We start from the raw sequence: 26,678 nt of genomic DNA on the forward strand, positions 1-26,678 counted from the left end.
GACGGGTGCCGACCACCCGTCACCCCAGAGCCCGGTGCGCGGTCGAAGCTGTCCGACCGGGCACCGAGCGAGGCGACCCCTCCGTACCGCCGGGTCACCGGCCCGCCGCCGCCACGCACCGCCGCCACCGCGCCGTCGATCCCCGCAGTGACCCTCCCCTGGAAAGGTCTGGCCTTGTCGGAGACGCACCAGCCCCACGGCACCACCCCGGACCACGCGGACACGCCCCCCGCGCGACAGGGCGACGGCCCGGCGGCGGCCGGAGGCCCGCTCCCGGAGCTGTCGCCGGGGCAGCGGCGGCTCTGGATGCTGGCACAACTGGACGGCGCCGACACGGCGTACAACGAGACCCTGGCCTTCGCCCTGCGCGGGCCGCTGGACCGCGCGGTGCTCGCCCGGGCGTTCGACGAACTGGTCTCCCGGCACGAGGTGCTGCGTACCCGGCTGGTCGCCACCGGCGGCGGTGTCCACCAGCTGGTCGGTCCGCCCGACTCCGGCTACGCCCTGGTGACGGACGATCTGACCGGACTCCCGGACGCCGGGGCGCGCGTCGCCGCCCTGCAGCGGGCGGAGACCGAAACGCCGTTCGACCTGGGCCGGGGCCCGCTGGCACGCGGCCGGCTGATCGCGCTGGCCGAGGAGCACCACGTGCTGCTGCTGACACTGCACCACACCGTGTTCGACGGCTGGTCCATGAACGTGATCCTGCGCGAGGTCGGAACGCTGTACACGGCCTTCCGCGACGGCGCGGACTCCCCGCTGCCGCCGCTGTCCCCGCAGTACGCCGACTACGTCCGCTGGCAGCGCGAGTGGGCGGCCGGGGACGAACCCGCGGTGCAGGCCGCCCACTGGCGGGCGGCGCTCGCCGGCGCGCCGACCCTGCTCGAACTGCCCACCGACCGCCCCCGCCCGCCGGAACAGGACTACCGCGGCGGCCGGGTGCCGGTCCTCATCGACGGCGAGCTCGGCACCGCCCTCAAGGAGCTCGCGCGGCAGCAGGGCGCCACGCTGTTCACGGCCGTGCTGGCCGGCTGGTCCGTGGTGCTGTCGCGGTTGACGGGCCAGAGCGACGTCGTCGTCGGCGTCCCGAGCGCGAACCGCCGCCGCGGCGGTTTCTCCGAGCTGGTCGGCTTCTTCGTCAACTCCCTCGCCGTACGGGTCGATCTGGCGGACTCGCCGACCGGATCGGCCCTGCTCAAGCAGACGCGCGCCACGCTGCGGGCCGCCCTGCAGCACCAGGACCTGCCGTTCGAGCAGGTGGTGGAGCTGGTCAACCCGCCGCGCAGCACCGCCCACACACCGCTGTTCCAGACCATGCTCGCCTGGCAGCCCTCCCGCAACGGCGCGCTGGACCTGCCCGGGATCGAGGTCGAGCCGTTCCCGATCCCGTACGCCGGGGCCAAGTTCGACCTGGCCCTGTCGCTGGCCGAGGAGGAGGACGGCCGGGTGACCGGCTACCTGGACTACGCCCGCGCGCTGTTCGACCATCCGACCGTCGAACGCTACGCGGGCTACCTGCACCGGGTGCTGACCCAGCTGGTCGACCGGCCCGACCTGGGCGTGGACGACCTGGAACTGATGGACGAACAGGAGCGCCGCCTGGTCCTGTCGGACTGGAGCGGCGCCGACCGCGCCCGCCGCGCCCTCCCCGACGACCGGGCCGACGCGCCGGCCGGCTTGGTCGAGCGCTTCCAGGCCCAGGTGCGGACCCGCCCCACCGCTCCGGCCCTGGTCTGCGCGGGGGAGCGGCTCGACTACGCCGAGCTGGACCGCCGCGCCAACCGGCTGGCGCACGCGCTGATCGCCCGCGGCGTCGGCCCGGACCAGGTGGTCGGCCTGCACACCGGACGCTCGACCGAGCTGGTCGTGGGCGTCCTCGGCATCCTCAAGGCGGGCGCCGCCTACCTGCCGCTGGACCCGGGGCAGCCGGTCGAGCGGCTGGCCGCGATGGTCGAGGACGCGGCGCCGGCCCTGGTGCTCAGCGACGCCGACCTCCCGCCCGAGGGCCGGCACTCCCTGCGGGCCGTCGAGGCCGAGGCGCGGCGCGACGACGCGCCGGAGGTCGCCGCCGGGCCGTCGCAGCTCGCCTACGTCATCTACACCTCGGGCTCCACCGGCCGCCCCAAGGGCGTGGCGGTGACCAGGGGCAGCGTCACCAACCTCCTCGACACCTGGCTGGCGCGGTTCGGCGCCACCCCGGGTGAGGCGGCCTCCGCCTGGTCGAGCATCGGATTCGACGCCTCGGTGCACGAGTTGCTGCTGCCGCTCACCACCGGCGCGGTGCTGCACCTGGTCCCCGACGAGCTGCGCGGCGACCCGGAGGAACTGCTGGCCTGGATGCGCGAGCACCGCGTCGTGCAGGCCTTCCTGCCGCCGTCCTACGTCACGTGGATCGACGAGGACCCCGCGGCCCGCCTGGCTGGGCTGGCGCTCCGTCAGCTGCTGACCGGGGTGGAGCCCCTCCCGGAGCGGGCGCTGCACCGCCTCCGGCAGGCGCTGCCGGGCCTGCGCGTCTGCTACGGCTACGGGCCCACCGAGGCCACCCTCTACAGCACCGCCTACACCGACCCGCGGCCGCTGGACCGGCGCTGCCCGATCGGCCGCCCCCTGGACAACACCCGCCTCTACCTGCTCGACCGCCGGATGCGGCCGGTGCCGACCGGGGTGACCGGCGAGGTCCACCTCGGCGGGGCGAGCCTCGCCCGGGGCTACCTGCACCGCCCGGACCTGACCGCCGAGCGGTTCCTCGACGACCCCTTCGTGCCCGGTGAACGCCTCTACCGCACCGGGGACCTCGCCCGCTGGCTCCCGGACGGCAACGCCCAGTACCTCGGCCGCGCCGACGACCAGGTCAAGCTGCGCGGCTTCCGGATCGAGCCGGGGGAGGTCGAGGCCGCGCTGCTGGCCCTGCCCGGTGTGCGGGAGGCGGCGGTGCTGGCCGACCGCGACGCCACGGGCGAGCTGCGCCTGGTGGCGGGCGTGGGCCTGGGCGTGGACCGGGAGGACGCGCGGCCGCGCCGACCGCACGAGTGGCGTGCCGCCCTGGCGCGGCGGCTGCCGGACTACATGATCCCCGCGCTGTTCGTGGAACTGCCGCGGCTGCCGCTCAACCGCAGCGGCAAGCTGGACCGCGCCGCGCTGCTGGACGCGGCCCGCTCGGTCACCCGTACCCAGGTCAACACGGCGAGCCCGCGGGACCACGTGGAGATGGCGCTGCACACCATCTGGCGGCGGGTGCTGCTCCATCCCGGCATCGGGATATCCGACGACTTCTTCGAGCTGGGCGGCACCTCGATATCCGCCATCAAGGTGGCCCTGGCCGTCCGCGAGGAGTTCGGCGAGACCCTGCCGATCCGCGAGATCGTGCAGAACCCGACCATCGAGGCCCTGGCCGAACGGATCCGGGCGGGGGCGTCGGGCACCGCGGCGGGCGCACCGGACGGCAACCTGGTCGAGTTCCGTGCGGGGGACGGCCGGCGGCGGGTGGTCTGCGTCCATCCGGCCGGCGGCACCGCCTTCTGCTACCTACCGCTGGCCGCGGCGCTGCCCGAGCGGGTCGGCGTCCTCGGGGTGCAGTCGCCCGGGATCAACCCCGGGGAGACGCCGCTGCCCACGGTCGAGGCCATGGCGGAGCGGTACCTGGCCCTGGTCGAGCCCCGGCCGGACGAGACGCTGGTGCTGTGCGGGCTCTCCTACGGCGGCCTGGTCGCCCACGAGATGGGCCGCCGGCTGGCCCGGGCCGGGCACACCCGGTTCAGCGTGGTGCTGCTCGACACCCACGGCACCGAGGACGCCGAGCGGCTCGCCTCGATCGAGCCGGTGCCGATGGCGGAGTTCCGCGACAAGCTCGTCCGGTTCAACGGGATGTACCCGGGGATCGAGGACGAGCAGATCGAGCGGTACTTCCGGATCTACAACCACAACCGGATGACCGCCCGCGACTACCAGGCGCCGCCCTCGCCGGCCCGGCTGGTGCTGGTCGAGGCCGCCGGGGACGGGCCCGAGGAACCGGAACAGCGGCAACAGGAGCAACAACAGGCGCTTGAGGTACGCGAGTTCTGGCGGCGGCGGGCCGGCGGCGGCCTGCTGGTCGAGCCGGTCGCCGGCGGCCACTGGGACCTGCTGGAGAGCGCGGCGGTGCCCCGGATCGCCGAGCTGATCGCGGCCGAACTGGACCGGTTCCCGGTGCCCCCGCCGCATGGACAGCCGTCCGCCGAGCCCGCCGTGGAGGCCTGATGCGTGCCGAGAGCGCCGTACCCGCCACGCCCCCGGCCACCGGCCTGGCCCGGGCCGTGCACGAGCGGGCCCTGCGCACCCCCCGCGCCCCCGCGCTGGTCGACGGCGACGTGCGGCTGGACTACACCGGCCTCGACGCCGCCGCCGCGGCCGTGGCCCACGGGCTGCGCCGCGCCGGCGTCCGCCCCGGCCAGGCGGTGGCGGTCTGCCTGCCACGCTCCTGGCAGCTGGTCTGCGTCATGCTGGGCGTCCTGCGGCTCGGTGCCCAGGTCGTCCCACTGGACGCGCAGAGCCCGGCGGACCGCAGGTGCCACATCCTGACCGACTCGGGCAGCGTGGCACTGGTCCACGGCGGGACGGCGCCCGACGGCCTGCCGGGCGGGCTGCCCGCGCTGGAGGCGGCGGCGCTGCTCGCCGCCGGACCGGCCGGCGACGACACGGTCTCCACCGGGGCGCCGGTGTCCTTCCTCTTCTACACCTCGGGCACCACGGGCCGCCCCAAGGGCGTGGAGGTGCGGGACGCCGGGATCCTGCGGCTGGCCGCCCCCGGGTACATCCGCATCGAGGAGGGGGCCCGCTACTCCTGCCTGTCCAACCCGGCGTTCGACGCCCTCAGCTTCGAGGTCTGGGTGCCGCTGCTGACCGGCGGCTGCTGCGTCGTCCTCGGTGACGAGGCCGTCCAGACGCCGCACCGGCTGGCGGCCGCCCTGCTGCGGGAGCGCATCGACACGGCCTTCGTCACGGTGGCCCTGTTCAACGCGGTGGTGGACACGGAGCCGTCCTGCTTCGCCGGGGTCGGACAGCTGCTGGTCGGCGGCGAGCAGCTGAACGCCCGGCTGATCCGCCGCTGGTACCGGCACAACGCGACGGCCCCCACCCGGCTGCACAATGTCTACGGCCCCACCGAGGGCACCACCTTCGCGCTGTGCCACCCCGTCCCGCGCGACTTCGACGGGGACGTGGTCCCGATCGGACGGGCGCTGCCGCAGACCGGGGCCGTGCTGGTCGTCCCGGACGGCGACCGGGCCGCGGCGCCCGGCGAGGTGGCCGAACTCCTCCTGTCCGGTGCCGGTCTCGCGGCCGGCTACCGCAACCTGCCCGAGGAGACGGAGCGCCGCTTCGTCCGGCTGCCCTGGTACGACGACGGCCACGCGACGCACTACCGCACCGGGGACCTGGTGCGCGCCGACGCCGACGGCCTGATCGAGTACGTCGGGCGCGCCGACCGCCAGGTGAAGGTCCGCGGCTTCCGGATCGAGCCCGGCGAGCTGGAGCGGCAGATCCTCGGGCACCCGGCGGTGCGGCAGGCGTACGTCTGCACCCGCAGGGCCGGGGAGCACGGCCCGAACGAGCTGCTGGCGTACGTCGTCCTCGGGCAGGAGGTGCCGTTCGAGGAGTTCGACCGCCACCTGGCGGCCGGGCTGCCCGGCTACATGAGGCCGCATCACATCCACCTCGTGGACGCGCTGCCGCTGACCGCCAACGGCAAGGTCGACCAGGCCGCCCTGCTGCGCCGCGAGGACCGGCCCTGGCGCCGCCCGGAGTGCGGGCGCGCGGACGCCGGGGCCACCACCGACCGGCAGCGCGAGGTGCTGGCCCTGGCGGCCGAGGTGCTCGGGGTGCCGGACCTGCGGCTGGACGACACCTGGATCGCCTCCGGCGGGGACTCGCTCAAGGCGCTGCGGCTGCGCTTCGAGGTGCGCCGGCGCTGGGGCTGCGAACTGCCGCAGGCCCGCGTGCTGACCGGGGACGTGGCCGGGATCGCCCGGGCCGTGGCGGAGGCCGGGCCGGCCGCCGACCCGCCCTATCCGGTGCCGCCCGCCCCCACCCTGGCCCGTTCGGCGCCCGCCACCAGCGAGCAGCAGCGCCTGTGGCTGCTGCAGCAGCGGGCGCCGCGCTCCCGGGCCTACGCGGTGGAGCTGGCCTTCCGGCTGGACGGCGCGGTCGACGCCGACGCCCTGCGGGCTTCGCTGCGGGAGCTGGTGCGGCGGCACGCGGCCCTGCGCACCGCCTTCCGGGCCACGCCCGAGGGCCTGCGCCAGCTGGTCGGGGAGCCGTACGACCCGTGGACCGAGCCCGAGCCCGGCTGTTCCCCGGAGGAGGTCGGCACCGGCGGCGAGGACGGCGTCGCCCGCGCCGAGGCGAATCGTTTCTTCGCTCCGTCGTTCGACCTGGCGCGCCCCCGGATGCTGCGCGCCCGCTGGCTGCCCCAGGACGGCGGCGGGGTGCTGCTGCTCCACCTGCACCACATCGCCGTCGACGGCTGGTCGCTCAACGTCCTGCTGGCCGACCTGTCGACCGGCTACCGGCACGCGCTCGACGGCGCCGCCGAGGCCTCGCGCCCCACGGACGGCGCCCCGGCGCCCACCCCGCTGGACTACGCCGCCTGGCAGGCCGACTGGTTCGCCGGCCCCGCCTACCGGGCCCAGCGTGCCGAACTGCGGGCCCACTACGCCCGGACGGACGACTCGCCCGACCATGAGGCGCTCGACCACGACCCGCTCGACCACGGCCCGCTCGACCATGACCCGCTCGACCACGACCCGCTGGGCCCGGCCGGCACCCGGCCCTCCTCCGCGGCCCGCCTGCTGCACACCTCGCTGGACGTCGTACGGCGCGCCGCCGTGGACCGGCTCTGCGCCGAACTGGGCATGACCCGCTTCGAGTTGCTGCTCGGCGTCTTCGCCTGGAGCCTGTACGGGGTGACCGGCGCGGCCCGGCCGCGGATCGCCGCCCCGGTGGCCAACCGGCCGGTCCAGGAGTTCGAGGGCAGCGTCGGCATGTTCGCCAACACCGTGCTGCTGCCGCAGGCCGTCGCGCCCCGCGAGGACCTGCGCGGCCAGCTGCTGCGCCTGGGCGCCGACGCCCGCCGGGTGCTGGACCGCCAGGACGTGGCGCTGGCCGACGTCCTGGCCGACCGGGAGCCGGCCGGGGGCGGCACCCCCTTCGACTACCTCTTCGTCCTGGAGAACACCGACTTCGCCGCGCTGGCCCTGCCCGGCTGCGCCTCCCGCCCCCTGTGGTGGGCCCCGGCCGAGGCCAAGTGCCCGATGACGCTGTCCGTGGTCGAGCACGAGGGCGGTCTCGACTGCCTGTGGGAGTACGCCGAGGAGCGCTTCGACGCCGCCGAGGCGGCGGCCATGGCGGGCCTGTTCCGGCGGGGCCTGGACCTGCTCACCGACGGCGGGACGGCGACCCCGGCCGACCTGGCGGCGCCCTACCGCCGCGGGCTTCCGGAACCCGGCCGCGGCGCCCCGACGGCGCTCGCCTGGACGACGGTGGCCGAGGGCTTCGCCCGGCAGGTCGCGCGCACACCCGCCGCACCGGCCCTGAAGTCCGAAGGCCGGTCGGTGAGTTACGCCGAACTCGACGCCCACGCCGCGGCGCTCGCCGCCGAACTGCGGGCCGCCCACCCGCTGCCGGAGGAGGACGACCGCCCGTGCTGCGTCGCGCTGCACCTGCGGCCGTCGGTCGAGCACGTGGTGGCGCTGCTGGCACTGGTCCGGCTCAACGTGACCATCGTGCCGCTGGACCCGTCCTACCCGCCGGCCCTGCGCCGACAGGTGCTGGACCAGGCGCAGCCGCTGTGCGTGCTGCTCCCGCCGGGCGGTGACCCGGAGTTCGACGCCGTCGACCCGGGCCGCGTCGCACGCCACCCGGTGGTGCTGTCACCCCTCACCACGGCGGCCGCACCCGCCGCCGCCCCGGCGCACCGCGGAGCCCGTCCGCTCTACACCCTGTTCACCTCGGGCTCCACCGGTGTCCCCAAGGGCGTGCAGGTGTCCGACCGCACCCTGGCCAACCTGCTGCAGTGGCAGGCCGAGTCGGGAGGACTGTCGGCCCCGGCGGCCACCCAGCAGTTCTCCATGCTCTCCTTCGACGTGTCCTTCCAGGAGGTCTTCGGGACGCTGTGCGGCGGCGGCTGCCTGCACCTGGTGCGGCCCGGCTGGCGCCAGGACGCCCCCGCACTGCTGGAGCAGCTGGAGACGGCCGGGATCGAGCGCGTCTTCATGCCCTACGTGGCCCTCCAGCTCCTCGCCGAGCACGCCGTCCACCTGGGCCGCTACCCCTCCCGGCTGCGGGAGGTGGTCACCGCGGGCGAGCAGCTGGTGTGCACCGACGCGATCCGCCGCTGGTTCGCCGGCCTGCCCGGCGCACGGCTGTTCAACCACTACGGCCCGACCGAGACCCACGTGGTGAGCGGCCTGTGCCTGGACGGCGACCCGTCCCGGTGGCCCGAGCGCCCCGCCATCGGGCGGCCGGTGGCGGGCGCGGTGCTCACGGTGGTCGACGAGGCCGACGAGCCCGTTCCCCCCGGCCGGGCCGGCGCCCTGCTGATCGGCGGCACCATGGTGGCGCGCTGCTACCTCGGTGACCCGAAGCTCAACGCCACGCGCTTCGTCGAGCTGCCAGGCCTCGGCCTGTGCTACCGCAGCGGCGACCGGGCCCGGTTCGACCGGCAGGAGCGGCTGCACTTCCTGGGCCGCGACGACGACCAGATCAAGCTCAGCGGACACCGGCTCGAACCGGGACAGGTCGAGGCGGCCCTGCTGCGGCACCCGGACGTCGTCAACGCCGTGGTGGCCCCCGACGGCGGGGAGCTGGTGGCCTGCCTGCAGTGCCGCGGCGAGGCGCCCACCGCCGAGGACCTCACCGCGCACCTGGCGCCGCTGCTGCCGGGACACGTCCGAATCGCCCGCTTCCGGGTGGTGAAGGAGCTGCCCAGGACCCCCAGCGGCAAGCTGGACCGCCGGGGCGCGCTGCGCTCCGCCGGGCGGGAACTGCGCCGGCCGACGGCCCGCGCGGCCGGCCTGACGGCACGCGAAGCCCTGCTGACCGAGGCCTTCGAGACGGTCACCGGTCTGACGATCGACCCGGGACAGACCTTCTTCGACGCCGGCGCCTCCAGCCTGGCCCTGATGCGCTTCCACCTCCGCTGCACCACCGAGGCGGGCCTGCGCTTCACCGTCGCCGACCTCTTCGAACACGTCACCATACGGGCGCTGGCCGCCTTCCTGGACCGGCCCGCACCGGCCGCCGCCACCGACCCGCTCGCTGTGACCGGCCCGCCCGCCGTGGACGAGTCGGTCACCGTGGACGAGCCGACCGCCGTGGACGAGCCGATCGCGGTCGTCGGCATGGCGGTCCGGCTCCCCGGCGCGTCCGACCTCTCCGCGTTCTGGCGGATGGTCACCACGGGCGGCACCGGCATCGAACACTTCGACGCCGCCGACGGCCTGGTCGGGGCACGCAGCCAGTTGGACGGCCCACTGGACTTCGACCCGGACCACTTCGGCATCAGCCGGCCGGAGGCCCGGCTGATGGACCCCCAGCAACGGCACCTGCTGATGAGCTGTGTCGAGGCACTGGCACACGCCGGGATCGCCGACCCGTCGGGTCTGCGCGTCGGCCTGGTCGCCGGCGCCGGCGAGAACACCTACTTCCAGTCCATGCTCCGCGAGGCCGACCCCGAACGCCTGCCCGACGGCTTCCAGTTGGCCCTGCACCACGACAAGGACTTCCTCGCCACCAAGGCGGCCTACCACCTGGGGCTGACCGGCCCCGCCTTCACCGCCCAGGCGGCCTGCGCCAGTTCCCTGGTGGCCGTCCACGTCGCCGCCGGGATGCTGCGCCAGGGCGACGCCGAGGTGATGCTGGCCGGCGGAGTCCTGGTCGACCCGACCCTGACCGACGGATACCGCTACCAGCCGCAGCACATCTTCTCCGTGGACGGCCACTGCCGGCCCTTCAGCGACGACGCGAGCGGCACCATCGGCGCCAGCGGCGTCGGCGTGGTGGTGCTCAAGCCGCTCCGCCTGGCCCGCCGCGACGGCGACACCGTCTACGCCCTGATCACCGGCTCGGCGCTGAACAACGACGGCTCCGACAAGCTGAGTTACAGTGCCCCCTCACTCGCCGGGCAACGCGAGGTGATCCGTGCCGCCCTGCGCCGCAGCGGTCGCACCGGCGCCGACCTCGGCTACGTCGAGGCCCACGGCACCGCCACCCGGCTCGGCGACCCGGTCGAGGTCGGCGCCCTGCGCCAGGCCTTCGACCTGGACCGCTCCGGCCACTGCGCACTGACCTTGGTCAAGAGCCAGATCGGACACCTGGGCGCGGCGGCCGGAGTGGTCGGACTGGTACGGGCCGCGCTCGCCGTCCACCACGGCGTGATCCCGCCCAACGTCGGCTTCCACGCCCTCAACCCGCAGCTCGGCGCCGACCCCACGCCGTTCCACATCCCCACCGAGGCCCGGCCCTGGCCCGCCGGCCGGGACCGCATCGCGGCGGTGAGCAGCTTCGGGATCGGCGGCACCAACGCCCACGCCGTGCTGGAGGCCGACCGGCCGGCCCCGGGGACGGCGGGCGCAGCGGCGCCGGACACCGCCGCGACTCCCTGCCTGCTGCTCTCCGGCAGCAGCGAGGCGGCCCTGCGCGCCGACGCCGCCCGGATCGCCGACTACCTGGAGGCCCGGCCCGCCGCCTATCCGCAGGTACTGCGCCACCTCCAGGCGGGCCGTCCCGCCCGCCGCCGACGGCTGGCGGCGGTCTGCCCCGACGCCGCCACCGCCGTCGCCTGGCTGCGCGGTGCGGCGCCGATCACGGACGCGGGAACGGAGGAGGCCCGTACCGGGGAACCCGTCCCGGCCGAAGGCCGCACCGCCGAGGAGACGGCCGCGGCCTGGCTGGCCGGAGCGAGGATCGACTGGCCCGCCGGCCCCGCCCAGGCACCCTGGGACTTCCCGCCGCCCGCCTTCGCGCTGGCGGAGTTCGACTTCCCCCGCGCCACCGCGACCCCGGCCCCGGCCCGCCCGGCGGTTCCGGCCGCCGCCGACGTCCCGCGGCGCCTGCCGGAGGACGCCTGGCTGCACCAGCCGCACTGGGCCCGGCTGCGCCGCGCGGGCACGGCGACCGGTGCGCCCGCCTCCCGGCTGCTGGTGCTGCTCACCGACGGACCGGCGCCCCCGGACGCGGTCCGCGCCTTCGAGGCCACCCACGCCCGGGTGGTGCGGGTCCACGCCGCCGAGGCGTTCGCCCGGCGGGGCGACGACGCCTACGAGGTCGACCCGGCCGACCCCGCCTCGCTCGGCCGGCTCCTCGACGCCCTGGCGGACACGGGAGCGGGCGACGGCGGCATCGACTGGCTGCACGCGCTGCCGCTCGGGATCGGCGGGCCGGTCGGCCGGGACAGCCTGGCCAGGGCCCGCTGGGCCTGCCTGGACACTCCGGCCGCGCTGCTGCGGGCCGCTGCCGAGGCCACCCGGTCACTCCGGCTCAGGCCGTGGTGGCTGTCCTACCGGGCGAGGCCGGTGGACGGCCCGGTGGGGCGGCCGGAAGCGGGCCTGCTGGCCGGTGCCGCCGAGGTGGCACCCCAGGAGGGAGTCGCGGCGGGCCACTGGGTCGACCTCCCCGACGCCGACCCCGCCTCCTGGGCCGCACCCCTGGCGGCGCTGCTCGCCGAGACCGCGACCACGGCGGACGCTGCCGTACTTCCGCGCCGGCTGGCGCTGCGCCGGGGCCACTGGTGGGAGCAGGTCACGCTGCCGGTGTCCCCGGCCGTCCCGGGCTCCGCCGGACCACCCGACCGGGGCGTGCACCTGGTCCTGGGCGGCACCGGCGGGATCGGCCGCGGCATCGCCGCCTGGCTGCTGGAGCACGGCGCCGCCCGGGTCCTGCTGCTGGCCAGGCGCCCCCGACTGCCGGAGGAGCTGACGCCCTGGGCCGACCGGGTCGAACTGGTCGACGCCGACCTCGCCGAGTCCACGCCCGAGGAGGTCCTGGCCCGGATCGGCCGTCACACCGAGCGGCTCGACGGAGTGGTCCACGCCGTCGGGGCGGCGAGCGGCGGCATGATCACCCGGCGCGACGCCGGGGCGATGAGCCACGCGTCCGCCGCCAAGCTGCAGGGCGCCCTGCTGGTCGAGCAGCTGATCGAGCGCTACCGGCCGTCGACGGCGGTCTACTGCTCGTCGATGTCCGCGGAGCTCGGCGGCGTCGGCCAGTTCGACTACGCGGCCGCCAACAGCCTGCTCGACGGCTTCGCCCAGTACCGGTCCGGCGAGGCCGAGTCCACCGTCCGGATCGGCGTGAACTGGGACGTGTGGAGCGAGACCGGCATGGCGCTGCGCGTGCCCCAGGCCGACGCCCGCCACCGGGCGCACCTCTCGGTCGGCCTGACGGTGGCCGAGGGCCAGCGGGTGTTCGCGCGGGCAGTGGGACTGCAGCTGCCGCAGGTGCTGGTCTCCACCACCGACCTCCGGGAGTCCCGCGCGTTCTACGCGGCGCCCGGCGCCCGGGCCCTCGTGCCTGCCGACACGTCACCGGTGTCCGCCGACGGCGCCACCGCGGCCGGTGCGGCCGGTGCGGCCGACGCGGCGGACCTGAGCGCGGCCGTCCTGCTCCGCGGCTGGCTGTGCGACTGGCTGGACGTCGACCACATCGATCCCGACGCCCCGCTCTACGACCTGGGCGCCGACTCGCTGACCCTGCTCGACCTGATCGGCGTGGTGAAACGTCACCTCGATGTCGAGCTCGACGTCGCGCGGTTCAGCCACCGGGTCTCCCTCACCGAGATCCTCACCCGGTTGTCCGAGGCGGCACCCACCGGGGCCGTCGCCACCGAGGACGTGGTCCCGGTGGTCTGGCAGCACGGTACCGGAGCCGACGTGCTGTGCCTGGTGCACCCGGTCGGCGGCGACATCCAGGCCTACCGGTCCCTGGTGTCGGCACTGGGCCCCCGGCTGACCGTCTGCCTGATCGCCGATCCCGCGCTGGAACGGCCCGGGGCCGCGGACTGGACGCTCGCCGAGCGGGCACGCCGCTACGCCGCCGCCCTGCGGGCCCGCTTCGCGGACGGCACCCGGCGACTGCACCTGGCCGGCTGGTCCTTCGGCGCCTGGGCGGTGATGGGGATGGCCGCGGAGGCGGAGGCGATCGGCCGGCCGGTCCACGGCGTCCACCTGATCGACCCGCCGCCGCCCGGTTCCGGCGCGCTCTTCCAGGGCTACGACGACGCCCAGCTCCAGGCGGTGTTCGAACACGAACTCGGTCAGGGCGGGTCGGGGCCGGCCGGCCCCGAGGCGCACGGCTACGCCGAACGCCTGGTCCGGTGCTGCCGGGCCAACCTGCGGAGCATGGCCGAGTACCGGATGCCGCTGCTGAGCGCCACGCCCAGCCGGCTGTGGCTGGCCGGGCGACCGGTACCGGGGCTGCCCTCGCCCGGGTCACCGGAGCGGCAGCGGGAGCTGTGGCGCCCGCACCTCCCGGAACCCAGCACCTGGCACCGGCTCGACACGACGCACTACGGCATCGTCCGCCCGCCCCATGTGCACGCGGTGGCGGCGGCGATCGACGCGGCCTCGGACGACCCGCCCGGGGAGCGCGGCGACCGCCCCCGAAGGTGATCCCGGCACGCTCCCCGGCCCCGGTGCTCCGGGCCGCACCAGCCGCTCCCGTCCCGCACCGACGCCCCGCCCGACCATCGGAGACCGTCCCTCGTGAACCCCTACCAGTCCCTCCCCGCGCGCTCGTTCTGGCGCTCCGCCGTGGCCGAGCCGGACCCGCTCGCCATCGACGACCTGTGGACGCCCGCGTTCGCCATCGGGCAGGACGAACCGGTCCTCACCGCGGGATCCTGCTTCGCCGCGCACATCGGCCGGGCCCTGCTGGAGCGGGGCATGAACTGGTACGACGCGGAACCGGCCCCGCCCGGGCTGACCGAGGAGGAGCGCAGGGCGCGCCACTACGGGGTGTTCTCGTTCCGCACCGGGAACATCTACACCGCCGCCATGCTGCGCCAGTGGCTCTCCTGGGCCTTCGGCCGCACGACCCCGCCCACCGAGGCGTGGCTGGAGGACGGCCGGTACCACGACCCCTGCCGCCCGTCCGTCGAACCCGGCGGCCACGCCTCCGCCGAGGAGATGCTGGCGGCCCGGGTCAGGACCCTCACCGCCATCCGCGAGGCCGTCACCGAAGCCGGCTGCCTGGTCTTCACCATGGGCCTGACCGAGGCGTGGCGGGACCGTGCCGACGGCACCGTCCTGCCGTCCTGCCCCGGCACCGTGCGCGGCACCTTCGACCCGGACCGCCACGTCTTCCACCAGTTCACCTTCGAGGAGGTCCGCCGCGACCTGACGCGGGCCCTGGCCCTGGCCCGCGAGGCCAACCCCCGGCTGCGGGTCCTGCTGACCGTCTCACCGCACCCGCTGACCGCGACCGCCACCGGCGGCCACGCGCTCACCGCCAACACCTACTCCAAGTCGCTGCTGCGGACGGTGGCCGGGCAACTGACCCGGGAACTCGACGACGTGGACTACTTCCCGTCGTACGAACTCATCACGGGCCTGCCGTTCCGCAGCCGGTTCTACGCGCCGAACCTGCGTGAAGTGACGCCCGAGGGCGTCGACTTCGTCATGCGCCACTTCATGGCCGGGCTGTCCCGGCCGGCGGCGGACCCGCGCCCGGCGGCCGAGCCGCGCCCGGTCCCCACCGGCGCGCCGGCGGCGGAGCCGAAGGGGGTGGACACCTGTGACGACGCCGTCCTCGACTACTACCGCCCCCGCTAGGTTCCTGCTGCTCGGCGACTCGCACGCGGGCCCGATCGGACGGGCCGCGAAGGCCGCCCGGATCCCCTTCCAGGGCGGTCCGATCGGCGCCGGGCGCGAGTTCACCGACGACTTCTTCGAGCCGCGCGAGCACGACGTCGTGTTCCGCAAGGCCGAGGCCGACGCCTACTACCGGAGCTTCCTGGCCGACCTGGACGTGGCCGGCCTCGGGCACCTCGCGGTCCCGCTGGTGTGCACCTTCGGCCTCAGCTCGCACTTCGTCGCCACCCGGGAGAACTGGCACCTCCACCGCCGCCGCGACGGCGGCTTCGCCCCGGGCTTCCTCACCGGGCCGCTGTTCGACGCCGTCGTCCGCGCCACCGTCCGCGACGCACTGGCCTTCTACCGCCATGCCCTCGGCCTCGGCCTGCGGGTGCTGGCCGTGCTGCCGCCGCAACGGGTGCCGGAGCAGTCCGACCCGGCGGTGTTCATGGCCGCGCAGGAGACCGTCCGAACCGCGCTCGACGAACTCGGCGTCGAGCTCGTCGACCTCCGGGCCCGCACCACCGGACCGGACGGCCTCCAGCGCCCCGAGCTGTGCGAGGCCGACGACGCCATCCACGGCAACCTCGCCTTCGGCCGGCTGGTCCTCGCGGACCTGCTGGCCCGCGGGCTGTGACGACACCGAACACCCCACCACAGGAGCAGGTCATGGAGCAGTACGAACTGGACGCCGTCAGGGCCGTCACCACCAGGCCCGCCAAGGAGTACCGGACCATCGCCGTCGACCCCGTCACCCCGGTGATCGGCGCCGAGGTCACCGGCGTCGACCTCTCACAGGAGTTGCCGGGCGAACAACTGGCCGAACTGAAGCAGGCGTTCCTCGACCACCACGTCCTGGTGTTCCGCGACCAGCACCTGACGGACGAGGACCACAAGCGCTTCGCCGCGCACTTCGGCGAACTGCGCCCCGTCAACCCGCCCCCGGTCGACGCCGATCCGTACATCCTGGAGATCAGCACCGATGCCGCGGCCGAGAACGTCGCCGGCAACGGCTGGCACGCCGACGGCACCGCCGACGCCGAACCCTCGCTCGGATCGATGCTCTACATCACCCGCGTACCGGAACCGGGCAGCGGCGGCGACACCCTGTTCGCCAACATGCACCTCGCGTACGAGATGCTGTCCCCGACGATGCGCGGACTGCTCGACGGCCTGACCGCCGTGCACGACGGCCTCGTCGCCTTCCAGGGCTACACCCCGCCGCCGGGATACGTGATCCCCAAGAACGAGCACCCGCTGGTGGTGCGGCACCCCGAGACCGACCGCAGGATCCTCTACGTCAACAAGGCCTACACCGCGCGCATCCCCCAGCTGTCGGCCGACGAGAGCCGGGCCCTGCTCGATCTGCTCTGCGCGCTGCCGGCCCAGCGGCCCATGCTGACCTGCCGCATCCGCTGGACCCCCGACACCCTGGTGTTCTGGGACAACCGCTGCGTCCAGCACCACGCCACCTACGACTATCACCCGCACACCCGCTACGGCCGCAGGGTCGCCATCGACGGTGGGCCGCTCAAGGGCTGAACCAGCCCGGGCCCGGGCCGCTCAGCCGTTGAGCGGCCCGGCTCAGGCCGCGTCCGCGCGGGCCAGACCGTCGGCGAGGCCGTCGGCCAGCCGCGCCCAGGTGGCGCGCTCGCCCTGCTCGTCCTGCCCGACGGCGTGCACCCGCACCACCGCGCGGACCCGGGCGAACGGGCAGGTCTCGGCATAGGCGTCCGGATCCGCCGCCGCGTAAGCGGCCGCCAGGGCCGCCGAGTTGGCCAGCGCGTTCGCGTCGGCATGGGCCCGCACGTTGGCCGTGGTGTTGAGCTCCGCGTAGGTCTCGCCGTACCGGGTGGCCTCGGCCGCGTCGTAGCCGTTCGCCAGAGCAAAGGAGCCTGCGGCGGCAGCGGCCGTGGCATGGGCCTCGGCGTACGGGTACGCGTGCTGGAAGAGCTCCCGCAGCTCCGGTTCGAGGGCCGCGCGCCACGTGGCCTCGTCGACCCGACGGCCGCTCAGCGCACCCGCGTGCAAGGCCAGGACGGCCTGGAGAGGTGCGGCGGACCTGCCGTGCCGCTCGCTCGCCTCGGCCAGCACCGGGCCGACGGTGAAGCAGTGCCAGTCGTGGATCACGCCGAACGGTACCCGGCCGTCCAACCGCTCCAACTCCCGCCGCACCCTGCGCTCCCAGGCCCGAGCCGCGTCCGCGTCCATGCCGTCGGACAGCACCTCCGCCACCTGCGCCAGCCAGGCCGGCCCGGTCGGCCCGCCTCCTGTCGGTGCCGCCCCGCCGGGGGCCGGGGCCGGTGAGTCGGCGCCGAGGGCGGCGGAGTGGGCGGCGGGAACGGTCTCGGGTGAGGTCATCTGGTCTGCTCCTGAGTGGTGGACTGTCCGACTCCTCGCCTACCCACGCGGACGACTCGGGTCACCTCGGCGTCGAGGTCCGCGCCGGGACGCACGAAAGGTGGTGGCCGGGGAAGGAGTCCTTCCCCGGCCACCACCCTTCTCCCTGTCAGGGGCGGTTCAGCCCGATCGGGGTCACACGGCCGATCCTCCCTGTGCGGCCAGGAGGGGCATCAGCCAGTCGAAGTCGGTCAGCATGAAACCGGTGCTGAGGTAGGGCAGCTCCGAGTCGAACTCCGTCGGCAGTGTCCAATCCTGGTACTGGTACTGGAGGTAGGGGTTCTGCCACGCCATCAGGTGGTCGCCGCTACCGCTGTCCTCCTGCTTCGGGCTGTCACTCTGGTGCCAGCCGTCACCGTGGCCGTGGCCATCCCCGTGACCGTGACCGGGGTGGTGGTCGCACTTCTCCTCGCACGGCGGGAGGCACCGGGCGAGCGCCGAGGACGGCGGAGTGGTCACCGGTGGCGTCCCGGGCGGGGAGTTCGGCGGCACGTAGGAGGCGGTGACGGTGTTGACCGTGTCCTTGCTGATCAGGCTGGAGCAGTAGAACGTCTTCGTCTCTCCCGCCGCCAGGTCGAACGACCCGGCCGCCGTCTCGCAGCTCCGCTCCTGGGCGTCGTTCAGCGTGATGCCGGTCAGATCCATGGTGCCGTCGTTGGTGACGGTGATCTGCCAGAAGACCAGGCACTTGTCCGGTTCACACATGTCAGCGGGCCCGTTCCCCTTGCGCAGGGTCACCTCCTTGACCCACGGCCCGGTCCCGCCGGCACCACAGTCGGCGGCGTTGTCGGACTCGCAGACCTTCTTGTCGACGATCAGCGACTGGGTGCCGGTCACGTCGACGGTGGCCTCGGACGGGGGCGTGGTGACCGGGGTGCCGTCCGGGGCGTGGCCCGATGCGGTCACGGTGTTCACCGTGCGCTGGGTGACGTTCGCCAGGTCACAGAAGACCTGACGCGACGCGCCCACCGCCAGGTCGAACGTGCCCGCAGCGGTGACGCAGGACGGGGAGACGCTGTCCGTGAGGGTGATGCCGGTGACGGGGACGTTGCCGGTGTTGGTGACGGTGATCCGCCAGTAGGCGGTGCTCCCCGAAGGCACGGTGGTGTTCTTGGCCCACGGTCCCGGGCCACCCGCCATGCAGTCGGCGGCGTTGGTGGAGGTGCAGACCTCCTTGTTGATGCTGATCGACGGTGCGGCGGGCGGGGTCACGTCGACCGTCGCGTCGGACGGGGGCGTGGTGACCGGGGTGCCGTCCGGGCCGTGGCCCGTCGCCGTCACGGTGTTGACGGTGTGCGCGGTGACGTTCGTCAGGTCGCAGAACACCTGGTGCGAAGCCCCGACCGCCAGGTCGAACGTGCCGGCTGCGGTGACGCAGGACGGGGAGACGCTGTCCGTGAGGGTGATGCCGGTGACGGGAACGGTGCCGGTGTTGGTCACCGTGATTCGCCAGTACGCGGTGTTCCCGGAGGGGATGGTGGTGCTCTTGGCCCAGGGGCCGCTGCCGCCTTCCACGCAGTCGGCAACGTTGGTGGAGGTGCAGACCTCCTTGTTGATGCTGATCGACGGAGTGGGCGCAGGCACGTCCACCGTCGCGTCGGACGGGGGCGTGGTGACCGAGGTGCCGTCCGGGCCGTGGCCCGTCGCCGTCACGGTGTTGACGGTGTGTGCGGTGACGTTCGTCAGGTCACAGAACACCTGGTGCGAAGCACCGACCGCCAGGTCGAAGGTGCCGGCTGCGGTGACGCAGGACGGGGAGACGCTGTCGGTGAGGGTGATGCCGGTGACCGGTACCGTGCCGGTGTTGGTGATGGTGATTCGCCAGTACGCCGTGCTCCCGGACGGGATCGTCGTGCTCTTGGCCCAGGGGCCGCTACCGCCTTCCACGCAGTCGGCAACGTTGGTGGAGGTGCAGACCTCCTTGTTGATGCTGATCGACGGTGCGGCGGGCGGGGTAACGTCGACCGTCGCGTCGGACGGCGGTGTGGTGACCGGGGTGCCGTCCGGGCCGTGGCCCGTCGCCGTCACGGTGTTGACGGTGTGTGCGGTGACGTTCGTCAGGTCGCAGAACACCTGGTGCGAAGCACCCGCGGCGAGGTCGAAGGTCCCCGCAGCAGTCACGCAGGACGGGGAGACGCTGTCGGTCAAGGTGATGCCGGTGACGGGAACCGTGCCGGTGTTGGTCACCGTGATCCGCCAGTACGCGGTGTTCCCGGACGGGATGGTGGTGCTCTTGGCCCACGGGCCCGGACCGCCCTCGACGCAGTCGGCGGCGTTGGTGGAGGTGCAGACCTCCTTGTTGATGCTGATCGACGGAGTGGGCGCAGGCACGTCCACCGTCGCGTCGGACGGCGGTGTGGTGACCGGGGTGCCGTCCGGGCCGTGGCCCGTCGCCGTCACGGTGTTGACGGTGTGCGCGGTGACGTTCGTCAGGTCACAGAACACCTGGTGCGAAGCCCCGACCGCCAGGTCGAACGTGCCGGCTGCGGTGACGCAGGACGGGGAGACGCTGTCCGTGAGGGTGATGCCGGTGACGGGAACGGTGCCGGTGTTGGTGATGGTGATTCGCCAGTACGCGGTGTTCCCGGAGGGGATGGTGGTGCTCTTGGCCCAGGGGCCGCTGCCGCCTTCCACGCAGTCGGCAACGTTGGTGGAGGTGCAGACCTCCTTGTTGATGCTGATCGACGGTGCGGCGGGCGGGGTAACGTCGACCGTCGCGTCGGACGGCGGTGTGGTGACCGGGGTGCCGTCCGGGCCGTGGCCCGTCGCCGTCACGGTGTTGACGGTGTGTGCGGTGACGTTCGTCAGGTCACAGAAGACCTGGTGCGAAGCCCCTGCGGCGAGGTCGAAGGTCCCCGCAGCAGTCACACACGACGGGGAGACGCTGTCCGTGAGGGTGATGCCGGTGACGGGAACGGTGCCGGTGTTGGTGATGGTGATCCGCCAGTACGCGGTGTCGCCGGAGGGGATGGTGGTGCTCTTGGCCCAGGGGCCCGGACCGCCCTCGACGCAGTCGGCGGCGTTGGTGGAGGTGCAGACCTCCTTGTTGATGCTGATCGACGGTACGTCCACCGTCGCCTCGGACGGGGGCGTGGTGACCGGGGTGCCGTCCGGGCTGTGGCCCGACGCGGTCACGGTGTTGACGGTGTGCTGGGTGATGTTCGTCAGGTCACAGAAGACCTGGTGCGAAGCCCCCGCCGCGAGGTCGAACGTTCCCGCGGCTGTCACACACGACGGCGAGACGCTGTCCGTGAGCGTGATCCCGGTGACGGGGATGTTGCCGGTGTTGGTGACGGTGATCCGCCAGTAGGCGGTGCCACCGGGAGCGACCGTCGCGCTCTTCGCCCATGGCCCGGGTCCACCGTTCGCACAGTCGGCGGCGTTGCCCGAGGTGCAGACCTCCTTGTTGATCGTCAGCTGCGGCGCACACTCCGGACCGGGAGTGACCTGGAGGGTGACGGTGTTGGAGGTGACGGGAGCGCCGCCGTTGGTGACGGCGGAGGCGTGGTCGGAGACGGAGGTGACGGAGCAGTCCGTGCCCACCGTGGTGTCGTAGCAGATCTGCGGGGCGTCACCGACGAAGGTGACCTGCATCTGCGGCTGGCCGCCGGTGAAGGAGGAGTCGCTGATGAGGTCGATGTTGCCGATGACCTGGATGGGCTGGTCGGTGATCGATACCGAGGAGATGTCCGCCGTCCCCGTGGCCGGGTCGAACGGGAAGGTGCCGATGGTGGTGCCGTCGGACGCCAGCACGGTCACCGTGGACTGGGCGAAGTCGACGGTGGTCGGGTCGATGCCGACGAGGCTGACCGTCCCGTAGGACCTGACGTGTCCGGTCAGCCCGTCGCAGTAGTACGCCGAGGGGTTGATGGTGCTCTGGGCCCTGGTCTTGAGGCAGGGCGAGGCCCCGGTGACCGGGTCGAGGGAGAACAGGAAGCCGGTGTCGCCGAGGCTGTACTTGCACTGGCCGTCGTAGGCGAAGCCGTACGGACTGGTGTTGCCGCCGTTGACGTTGGGCGGGCCGTTGACGACGCCGTCGGTGCCGTACCGGGTGCACGGGCCCTGGATCGTCCAGTCGTAGCAGAACAGGCTGCTGCTCAGGGTCGGGGTGTTGCCCGTGTAGAGCCAGAACGGGAACTCGGTCTCCAGGTGCCCGTTGGGGGAGGTGATGGTCAACGGGACCTGGTAGTTGGCCTCACCGGGGCCGACGTTGGTGCTGACCAGGGCCTGGAGACCGGGGGGCGCGGCGATCGGGTTGCCGGCGAAGTCGAAGCAGACGGGGGTGCCGATCGGCGGGTTGGTCTGCTGGTAGACGCCGCCCGCGATGGTGCAGACGCCGGTGGCGGCGCCCGAGGAGTCGTGCATCGCGAAGACGTTGTCGACCCGGGCGGGTCCGCTGCTGATGGGGGTGACGATGACCTTGGGGGTGGCCCAGCCGGTGCAGGCGGCGCCGGTCGACGGGTCGAAGCAGCCCATCACCCCCGGCAGCGGGTTCTGCTGGTTGTCGGTGGCGTAGACCTTGCCGTTGATGACCGTCATGGTGCCGACGTAGTCACCGGGGAAGCCGGTGGGCTCGTTGGGGGGCAGCCCGATGTCGAAGGTGCCGCAGGAGGCGTTGGTGGTGCGGTCGTAGCAGAGGATCTCTCCGGTGCTGGACACCGCGTAGATCAACCCGTTCGGTGCCTCGACGACGCCGCCGATGGTCGAACCGCTGCCCTGCTGGAGGACCGTGAAACCGCAGCTGGCCTGGGCCTGGAGGTCGATGCAGCCGACTCCGATGCGCTGGTAGACGGCCCGGTCGACCGCCGCGTAGTACAGCTTGGAGCCGTCCAGCACGTAGGTCGGGGTGCGGGTGCTGCCGAGGTCGCCGGTGGTCGCGCCGGGCACCGAGGAGTTCAGCGGCTGCGGCCAGGTGGTGGGTGCGCCGCTCGGGGTCGGGCAGGGGCCGTTGGTCAGCAGGTCCGTGCAGACCACGGCGGCGGTGTTCGAGGACCCGTGGTGGTAGATGTTCCAGGCCTGGGGCGTGGCGACACCGTTGATCGTGGCGGTGAAGAGGATGGGGGTGAAGCCGTCGCCACCGGTGGCCGTGTTGACCGGCTTGAACGGTGGCGGGATCGGGACGACCGCGCCGGTCGCGGGCGCGGAGAGTTTGGGGTTGGTCGCCTGGACGGCGTTGGTGGCCGTGCCCTCGTCGGTCGTGGTGAAGGTGGTGCCGCCGTTGGTGGACCACTCCTTGCTGAAGCCCGGGGGCACCTGGAGCGAGCCGGGCACATAGGTCTGGGCCTGCGGGGTGCTGCCCGGTCCGCCCTGGATCACGTCGGTGATCGTGGTGGAGACCGGTGTGTTCTCCGGGTTGGTGGCGGAGACCACCCAGCGGATCGGGTCGCCGGGCGAGGCGGTGGTGGTGCTGCCGGTGGCGAGGTCGGTGCCGGTCTTCGTCAGGGTCACCGGCAGCTGACGGCCGGTGTGACGGTCGGTGGCGCCGGCGCCACCGGCGGTGGACGTGGTCGGGTTGTCGGCGGCGTACGCGGCCGCGGGCGCGGTGAAGGACGCGGACGCGGTGGCGAACGCGACGAGGAGGGGCAGCGCCGCCCGGGTGAGGCGGTTTCGGAGCGCTACCGGTCCATGGCGTCTTCGCTCGCCTCCGCTGATGGGTGGACAGCGCCTCATGAGAATTCCCTTCGATTGAGCGACCCGGTGTCACACGGTGTGCTGGACGGTGGTGGTGATGTGGGCGGGCAACCGTGGGGCAGGGACGCGCAGTGAATGAGTCGCTACCCACAGTGACCGTACGGGTGTAGTATGACTTCTGAAAATCCGACATATAGCTTTATTGCCTCCAAATGAGGAGGCATTCACCCTGGTGTGTGGGACAGCGGGCCGACCGGCCCCCGGGATGCGGAAGGGCGGCCGGAGCAGTGCGCTCCGGCCGCCCTTCCTGTGGCGGTGTCAGACGAGGCCGGTGACCAGGAGGAGATCGCTGACCCGTTCGGCGCCCGAGGTGACGGTGACTCGGTAGAGGCCCGGCCGGGGGAGCGTGACAGCGGCGACCAGGGTCGCCTCGCTGAGGAGGAGCCGGGGTGTGGCCACGGTCACCCCGGTGGCCTCCTCGACGATGCGGCAGGCGGTGTCCTCCGGCGGTGCGCCGTGCACCATCAGCGGCCACGGCTGCCCGGAGACGGCCGTCTCGGGGAGGGACAGGCCGAGCCCGGGGCGCTGGAGGGATCCCGTGGCCGGGTGGGGCCGATGGGCGGCCGGCCGCCGGTCGGTGAGCACGGACCGGACGAGCTCCAGGACGTTCGGGTCCGAGGGGAGGGTGCCGTGCCGGCCGGACACGTACAGGACGGCGTTCGAGGCGGAGGGCGCGGCGGCGTCGCGGGGGACGAGACCGTCCCCGCCGCGGTCCCAGCGGACGATCTCGCCGGTCTCGCTCCGGTACGGGCGGCCGCCGGCGTGGGTGCGCGGTGCCGTCAGCAGCGGCTCGACGCCGTCCCCGGTGAGCCGCAGGCCCTGGACGGTCGGCTGGCCGATGCCGACGACGGCGCGGGTGCGGGGGAGGAAGGGTGCACGGGACTCCGCGGCCCGTGCGGCCCGTGCGGCGGCGGCGAGGTCAGGGTCGCCGCCGAGGCGGTGGACGTCGTCGAGGTGGAGTCGGCGCGGTCCGTCGTCGGTCTCGACGCACCGGAAGTCCGGCAGCAGGTCGTACACCCCGGGCAGGGTGGCGGCCAGGCCGTGCAGCGAGCGCGGAAGGAAGCGGCGACGGCCGCTGAGCAGCTCGGCGACGGCGGGGGTGCCGCCGGGGACGGGTGTCAGCGGTGGTGGGAGTGTCCGGAGGCGTGGGCGAGGTCGTCCACGAGGGTGGGGGAGGGCTGGGGGATCTCGCCGTGGTCCTCGTCGTCGGAGTCGACGGGCAGCTGGTGGACGACGGCGGCGACGCGGGCCGGCAGGCGCAGCGTCAGGCCCTCGTGGCAGGCGGCGAGGGTCTCGGCCCACACGGCGGGCGGGAGCGGCCGGCCGGGCCAGGGAGCGGTCGGCGCGGCCCGGTCGCGGGGTTCGGCGGCCAGCCGGTCGGCCTGGTTGCGCCAGTAGTCGGAGTCGCGGAACTCGCCGCGGCTGGCGTGCAGGAAGGACAGGCAGCTGGCGGCGGTGGTGCTGCCGCCGCCGGCGGCGAACTGCAGCCAGAACTGGCAGCCGTCGTCGTGTCCGGTCAGGTGGAGCAGCGCCGCCAGGACGAGCGCGCCGCCGGGGTGGACGCGCTGCCGGTTGTTGGTGAGGGCCTTCAGGGAGTCGGCGGCCTCGGGCTGGGCGATGATCAGGGTCGCGGCGAGGTCGAGTTCGTGGCGGGCCTGGAGGTGTTCGGCGCCCAGGGGGGATCGGGCGCGGACGAGGCGGCGCAGGTCGGGGGCGGACACGCCGTCGGGCAGCTCGACCGGTTGATCGGGTTCGTCGTCGTACCCGTAGGGCCAGTTCCAGGGGGCGGCTGCCCGGCGGTCGTGTCCCCGTGTCACTTCATGTCCTCCGTGGTGGTCTCGGCGCCGAGGAGCCGGCGGAGCCTGGCCAGGCCCTGGCTGGTGGTGGTGCGGGCGTTGGTCTCGGTGATGCCGAGGTAGGTGGCGATCAGCGGGTAGTCGATTTCCAGCATGTAGCGGAGGACGATCATGTCGTACTGGCGCTCCGGCAGACGCAGGATCGCCTTGTAGAGCGCCTCGTAGTCGTTGTCGAGGTTCTCCAGGCTGATGCGGGCCTGGGCGTGGGCGCGCCGGATGGCGACGGCCCAGTCCGGGAGGACCGCCCTGGGCGGGGTCTGGCCGGTGCTCAACTCCCGGTCGGCGATGCACCGTTTGGCGATCATCCAGGCGTGGGCCTCGACGTCGGGCTGGCTCAGGACGCCGACCCAGTTCTGCCGCAGTTCCCGGCGGATGCCGCGGACCGCCTGTTCGACGAGTTCCGGGTCGTGCAGCCGCGCCCGGGCGACCGCACGCCAGGCCTTCTCGTGGCGCTCGCAGAACGGCCGGTACGACAGTCGGTGAGTGGGCCGAACCGCTGCCCACTCGTCGTCACTGGTCAATGATCCTCCTCGTCGGCCCCCGGGGGACGACGTTCGGCCGACCCGGGGTCGGGCACGGTGGGGTCCGTGGAGGACGCGCCGTCCTCCCTACGGACATCCAATCGTTCCGGGGAGCCGAATGTGAAGGCAATCACAAAAAGGCTTATACGACCTGACATTGATGATGAGTTAAATGATGATCAGTCATATTCGATCGGAAGCGGTCGGGTCGGACTCCGGGACGGACGCCCCCGGTCGAGCCGGGCAGCCCGCGCCCGTCGAGGCGGGACGGCGCTTGATTGTCCGCTGCGGGGTGTGGGCATAGTGGACGATGGCCCGCGCCAGGGGTTCGCCACGCCTCACCACGGGGTTCGTGGTGCGCGCCGGCCTGCGGGCGTGACAACAGCCGACGCAGGGGGAAACGCATGGCAGCAGAGCAGCACGACGAGACCGTCACACCGTCGGACGCCGAGGTCAACCTCGCGATCCACCGCCCCCACACGGCACGGATGTACGACTACTTCCTCGACGGCACGACCAACTTCCCCGCCGACCGGGAGGCCGCCGGACACGCCCTCGCCGTCTTCCCGCAGGCTCCGTTCGCGGCCCGCGCCAACCGGGCCTTCATGCACCGCGCCACCCGCGCACTCGCCCGGAGCGGCATCACCCAGTTCCTCGACGTCGGCACCGGCATCCCCACCTCGCCCAACGTCCACGAGATCGCCCAGCGGACCGAACCGCGGGCCAGGATCGTCTACGCCGACAACGATCCCATCGTCCTCACCCACGCCCAGGCCCTCCTCCACAGCAGCCCCGAAGGGCGTACCGCGTACGTCCAGGCCGACGTCCGCGAGCCCGAGGCCCTGCTGGAGGCGGTTCGGGCCACCGGTGTGCTCGACTTCACCCGGCCGATAGCCCTGAGTCTCGTCGCCCTGCTCCACTTCGTCCCCGAGGGTGCCCACGAGATCGCCGAGACCCTCAGGAACGCGATGCCGGTCCGCGGTTCGGCCCTCGTGATGAGCCACTTCACCCCCGACTACGCCCCCCAGGACGCGGCCCGGATGGAGCGGGTCTACCGCGACAACGGCAACCCCGTCCGGGCCCGCGACCACGACGAGTTCAGCCGGTTCTTCACCGGCTGGGACCTCCTCGACCCCGGCATCACCTCCACCCCCCGCTGGCGCCCCGAGCCGGACGACGAACGGATCAGCGACGCCCAGGCGTCCTGCCTGGCCGCCGTGGCCATCCGTCCCTGAGCCGCCCTCGACGCCAGTCTGGCAGGCCGACGGCGCCGATGTGAAAGGCCGTCGCGACGAATTCGCGCCGGACCTTCGACTGCGCTCCGGACGAGCCGGCGCCCCCGGGTCCGGACCGTGAGGTCCCGGACCGGGGGGCGCCGTGACGCCTGG

General features: G+C 73.7%; 11 protein-coding genes. 6 read left to right on the forward strand and 5 right to left on the reverse strand.

The window, feature by feature from the left end:
• Positions 1 to 168 precede the first annotated feature (168 nt).
• From ACIQ87_RS08860 to ACIQ87_RS08880, 5 genes are all read left to right on the forward strand, one after another.
• Positions 169 to 4,236, forward strand: coding sequence for an amino acid adenylation domain-containing protein (locus ACIQ87_RS08860; protein WP_402403857.1), 4,068 nt, complete (start codon positions 169 to 171; stop codon positions 4,234 to 4,236).
• Positions 4,236 to 13,640, forward strand: coding sequence for an amino acid adenylation domain-containing protein (locus ACIQ87_RS08865; protein ID WP_402403661.1), 9,405 nt, complete (start codon positions 4,236 to 4,238; stop codon positions 13,638 to 13,640). The genes ACIQ87_RS08860 and ACIQ87_RS08865 overlap by 1 nt, the downstream gene beginning before the upstream one ends.
• 93 nt (positions 13,641 to 13,733) lie before the next feature.
• Positions 13,734 to 14,801, forward strand: coding sequence for a GSCFA domain-containing protein (locus ACIQ87_RS08870; protein ID WP_402403663.1), 1,068 nt, complete (start codon positions 13,734 to 13,736; stop codon positions 14,799 to 14,801).
• Positions 14,764 to 15,459 (forward strand): hypothetical protein, encoded by a 696-nt coding sequence (locus ACIQ87_RS08875; protein ID WP_402403666.1) that lies wholly within the window; start codon positions 14,764 to 14,766, stop codon positions 15,457 to 15,459. Before ACIQ87_RS08870 ends, ACIQ87_RS08875 begins: the two co-directional genes overlap by 38 nt.
• Positions 15,460 to 15,491: 32 nt before the next feature.
• Positions 15,492 to 16,364: a TauD/TfdA dioxygenase family protein gene (locus tag ACIQ87_RS08880; RefSeq protein ID WP_402403668.1), complete on the forward strand. Its 873-nt coding sequence runs from the start codon at positions 15,492 to 15,494 to the stop codon at positions 16,362 to 16,364.
• A gap of 42 nt (positions 16,365 to 16,406) precedes the next feature.
• On the opposite strand, the gene ACIQ87_RS08885 is transcribed toward ACIQ87_RS08880, so the two are convergent.
• The 5 genes from ACIQ87_RS08885 to ACIQ87_RS08905 form a co-directional block, all read right to left on the reverse strand.
• On the reverse strand, positions 16,407 to 17,183 hold the full coding sequence (locus tag ACIQ87_RS08885; protein WP_402403671.1) for a SpcZ: 777 nt from the start codon (positions 17,181 to 17,183) through the stop codon (positions 16,407 to 16,409).
• A 174-nt stretch (positions 17,184 to 17,357) separates the two neighbouring features.
• Complete coding sequence (locus ACIQ87_RS08890; protein WP_402403674.1) at positions 17,358 to 22,892, reverse strand: hypothetical protein; 5,535 nt, start codon at positions 22,890 to 22,892, stop codon at positions 17,358 to 17,360.
• 279 nt (positions 22,893 to 23,171) lie between these two features.
• Positions 23,172 to 23,930, reverse strand: coding sequence for a hypothetical protein (locus ACIQ87_RS08895; RefSeq protein ID WP_402403677.1), 759 nt, complete (start codon positions 23,928 to 23,930; stop codon positions 23,172 to 23,174).
• A 101-nt stretch (positions 23,931 to 24,031) separates the two neighbouring features.
• Positions 24,032 to 24,730 carry a hypothetical protein gene (locus tag ACIQ87_RS08900; RefSeq protein ID WP_402403680.1) on the reverse strand — a complete coding sequence of 233 codons (699 nt, stop codon included), beginning with the start codon at positions 24,728 to 24,730 and terminating at the stop codon, positions 24,032 to 24,034.
• Positions 24,727 to 25,290, reverse strand: a complete 564-nt coding sequence (locus ACIQ87_RS08905) for an RNA polymerase sigma factor (protein WP_402403682.1) — start codon at positions 25,288 to 25,290, stop codon at positions 24,727 to 24,729. The genes ACIQ87_RS08900 and ACIQ87_RS08905 overlap by 4 nt, the downstream gene beginning before the upstream one ends.
• Positions 25,291 to 25,694: 404 nt before the next feature.
• On the opposite strand from ACIQ87_RS08905, the gene ACIQ87_RS08910 reads away from it, so the two are divergent.
• Positions 25,695 to 26,525 carry an SAM-dependent methyltransferase gene (locus tag ACIQ87_RS08910; protein ID WP_402403685.1) on the forward strand — a complete coding sequence of 277 codons (831 nt, stop codon included), beginning with the start codon at positions 25,695 to 25,697 and terminating at the stop codon, positions 26,523 to 26,525.
• Positions 26,526 to 26,678 lie beyond the last annotated feature (153 nt).

The organism is Kitasatospora sp. NPDC096204 (genome assembly GCF_044763205.1).
Taxonomy (GTDB): domain Bacteria; phylum Actinomycetota; class Actinomycetes; order Streptomycetales; family Streptomycetaceae; genus Kitasatospora.

What these genes read in the sequence shown, in the direction of transcription:
- ACIQ87_RS08865 (WP_402403661.1), top strand. Translation starts at nt 4,236, where the DNA reads ATGCGTGCCGAGAGCGCCGTACCCGCCACGCCCCCGGCCACCGGCCTG.
- ACIQ87_RS08880 (WP_402403668.1), top strand. Translation starts at nt 15,492, where the DNA reads ATGGAGCAGTACGAACTGGACGCCGTCAGGGCCGTCACCACCAGGCCC.
- ACIQ87_RS08885 (WP_402403671.1), bottom strand. Translation starts at nt 17,183, where the DNA reads ATGACCTCACCCGAGACCGTTCCCGCCGCCCACTCCGCCGCCCTCGGC.
- ACIQ87_RS08890 (WP_402403674.1), bottom strand. Translation starts at nt 22,892, where the DNA reads ATGAGGCGCTGTCCACCCATCAGCGGAGGCGAGCGAAGACGCCATGGA.
- ACIQ87_RS08910 (WP_402403685.1), top strand. Translation starts at nt 25,695, where the DNA reads ATGGCAGCAGAGCAGCACGACGAGACCGTCACACCGTCGGACGCCGAG.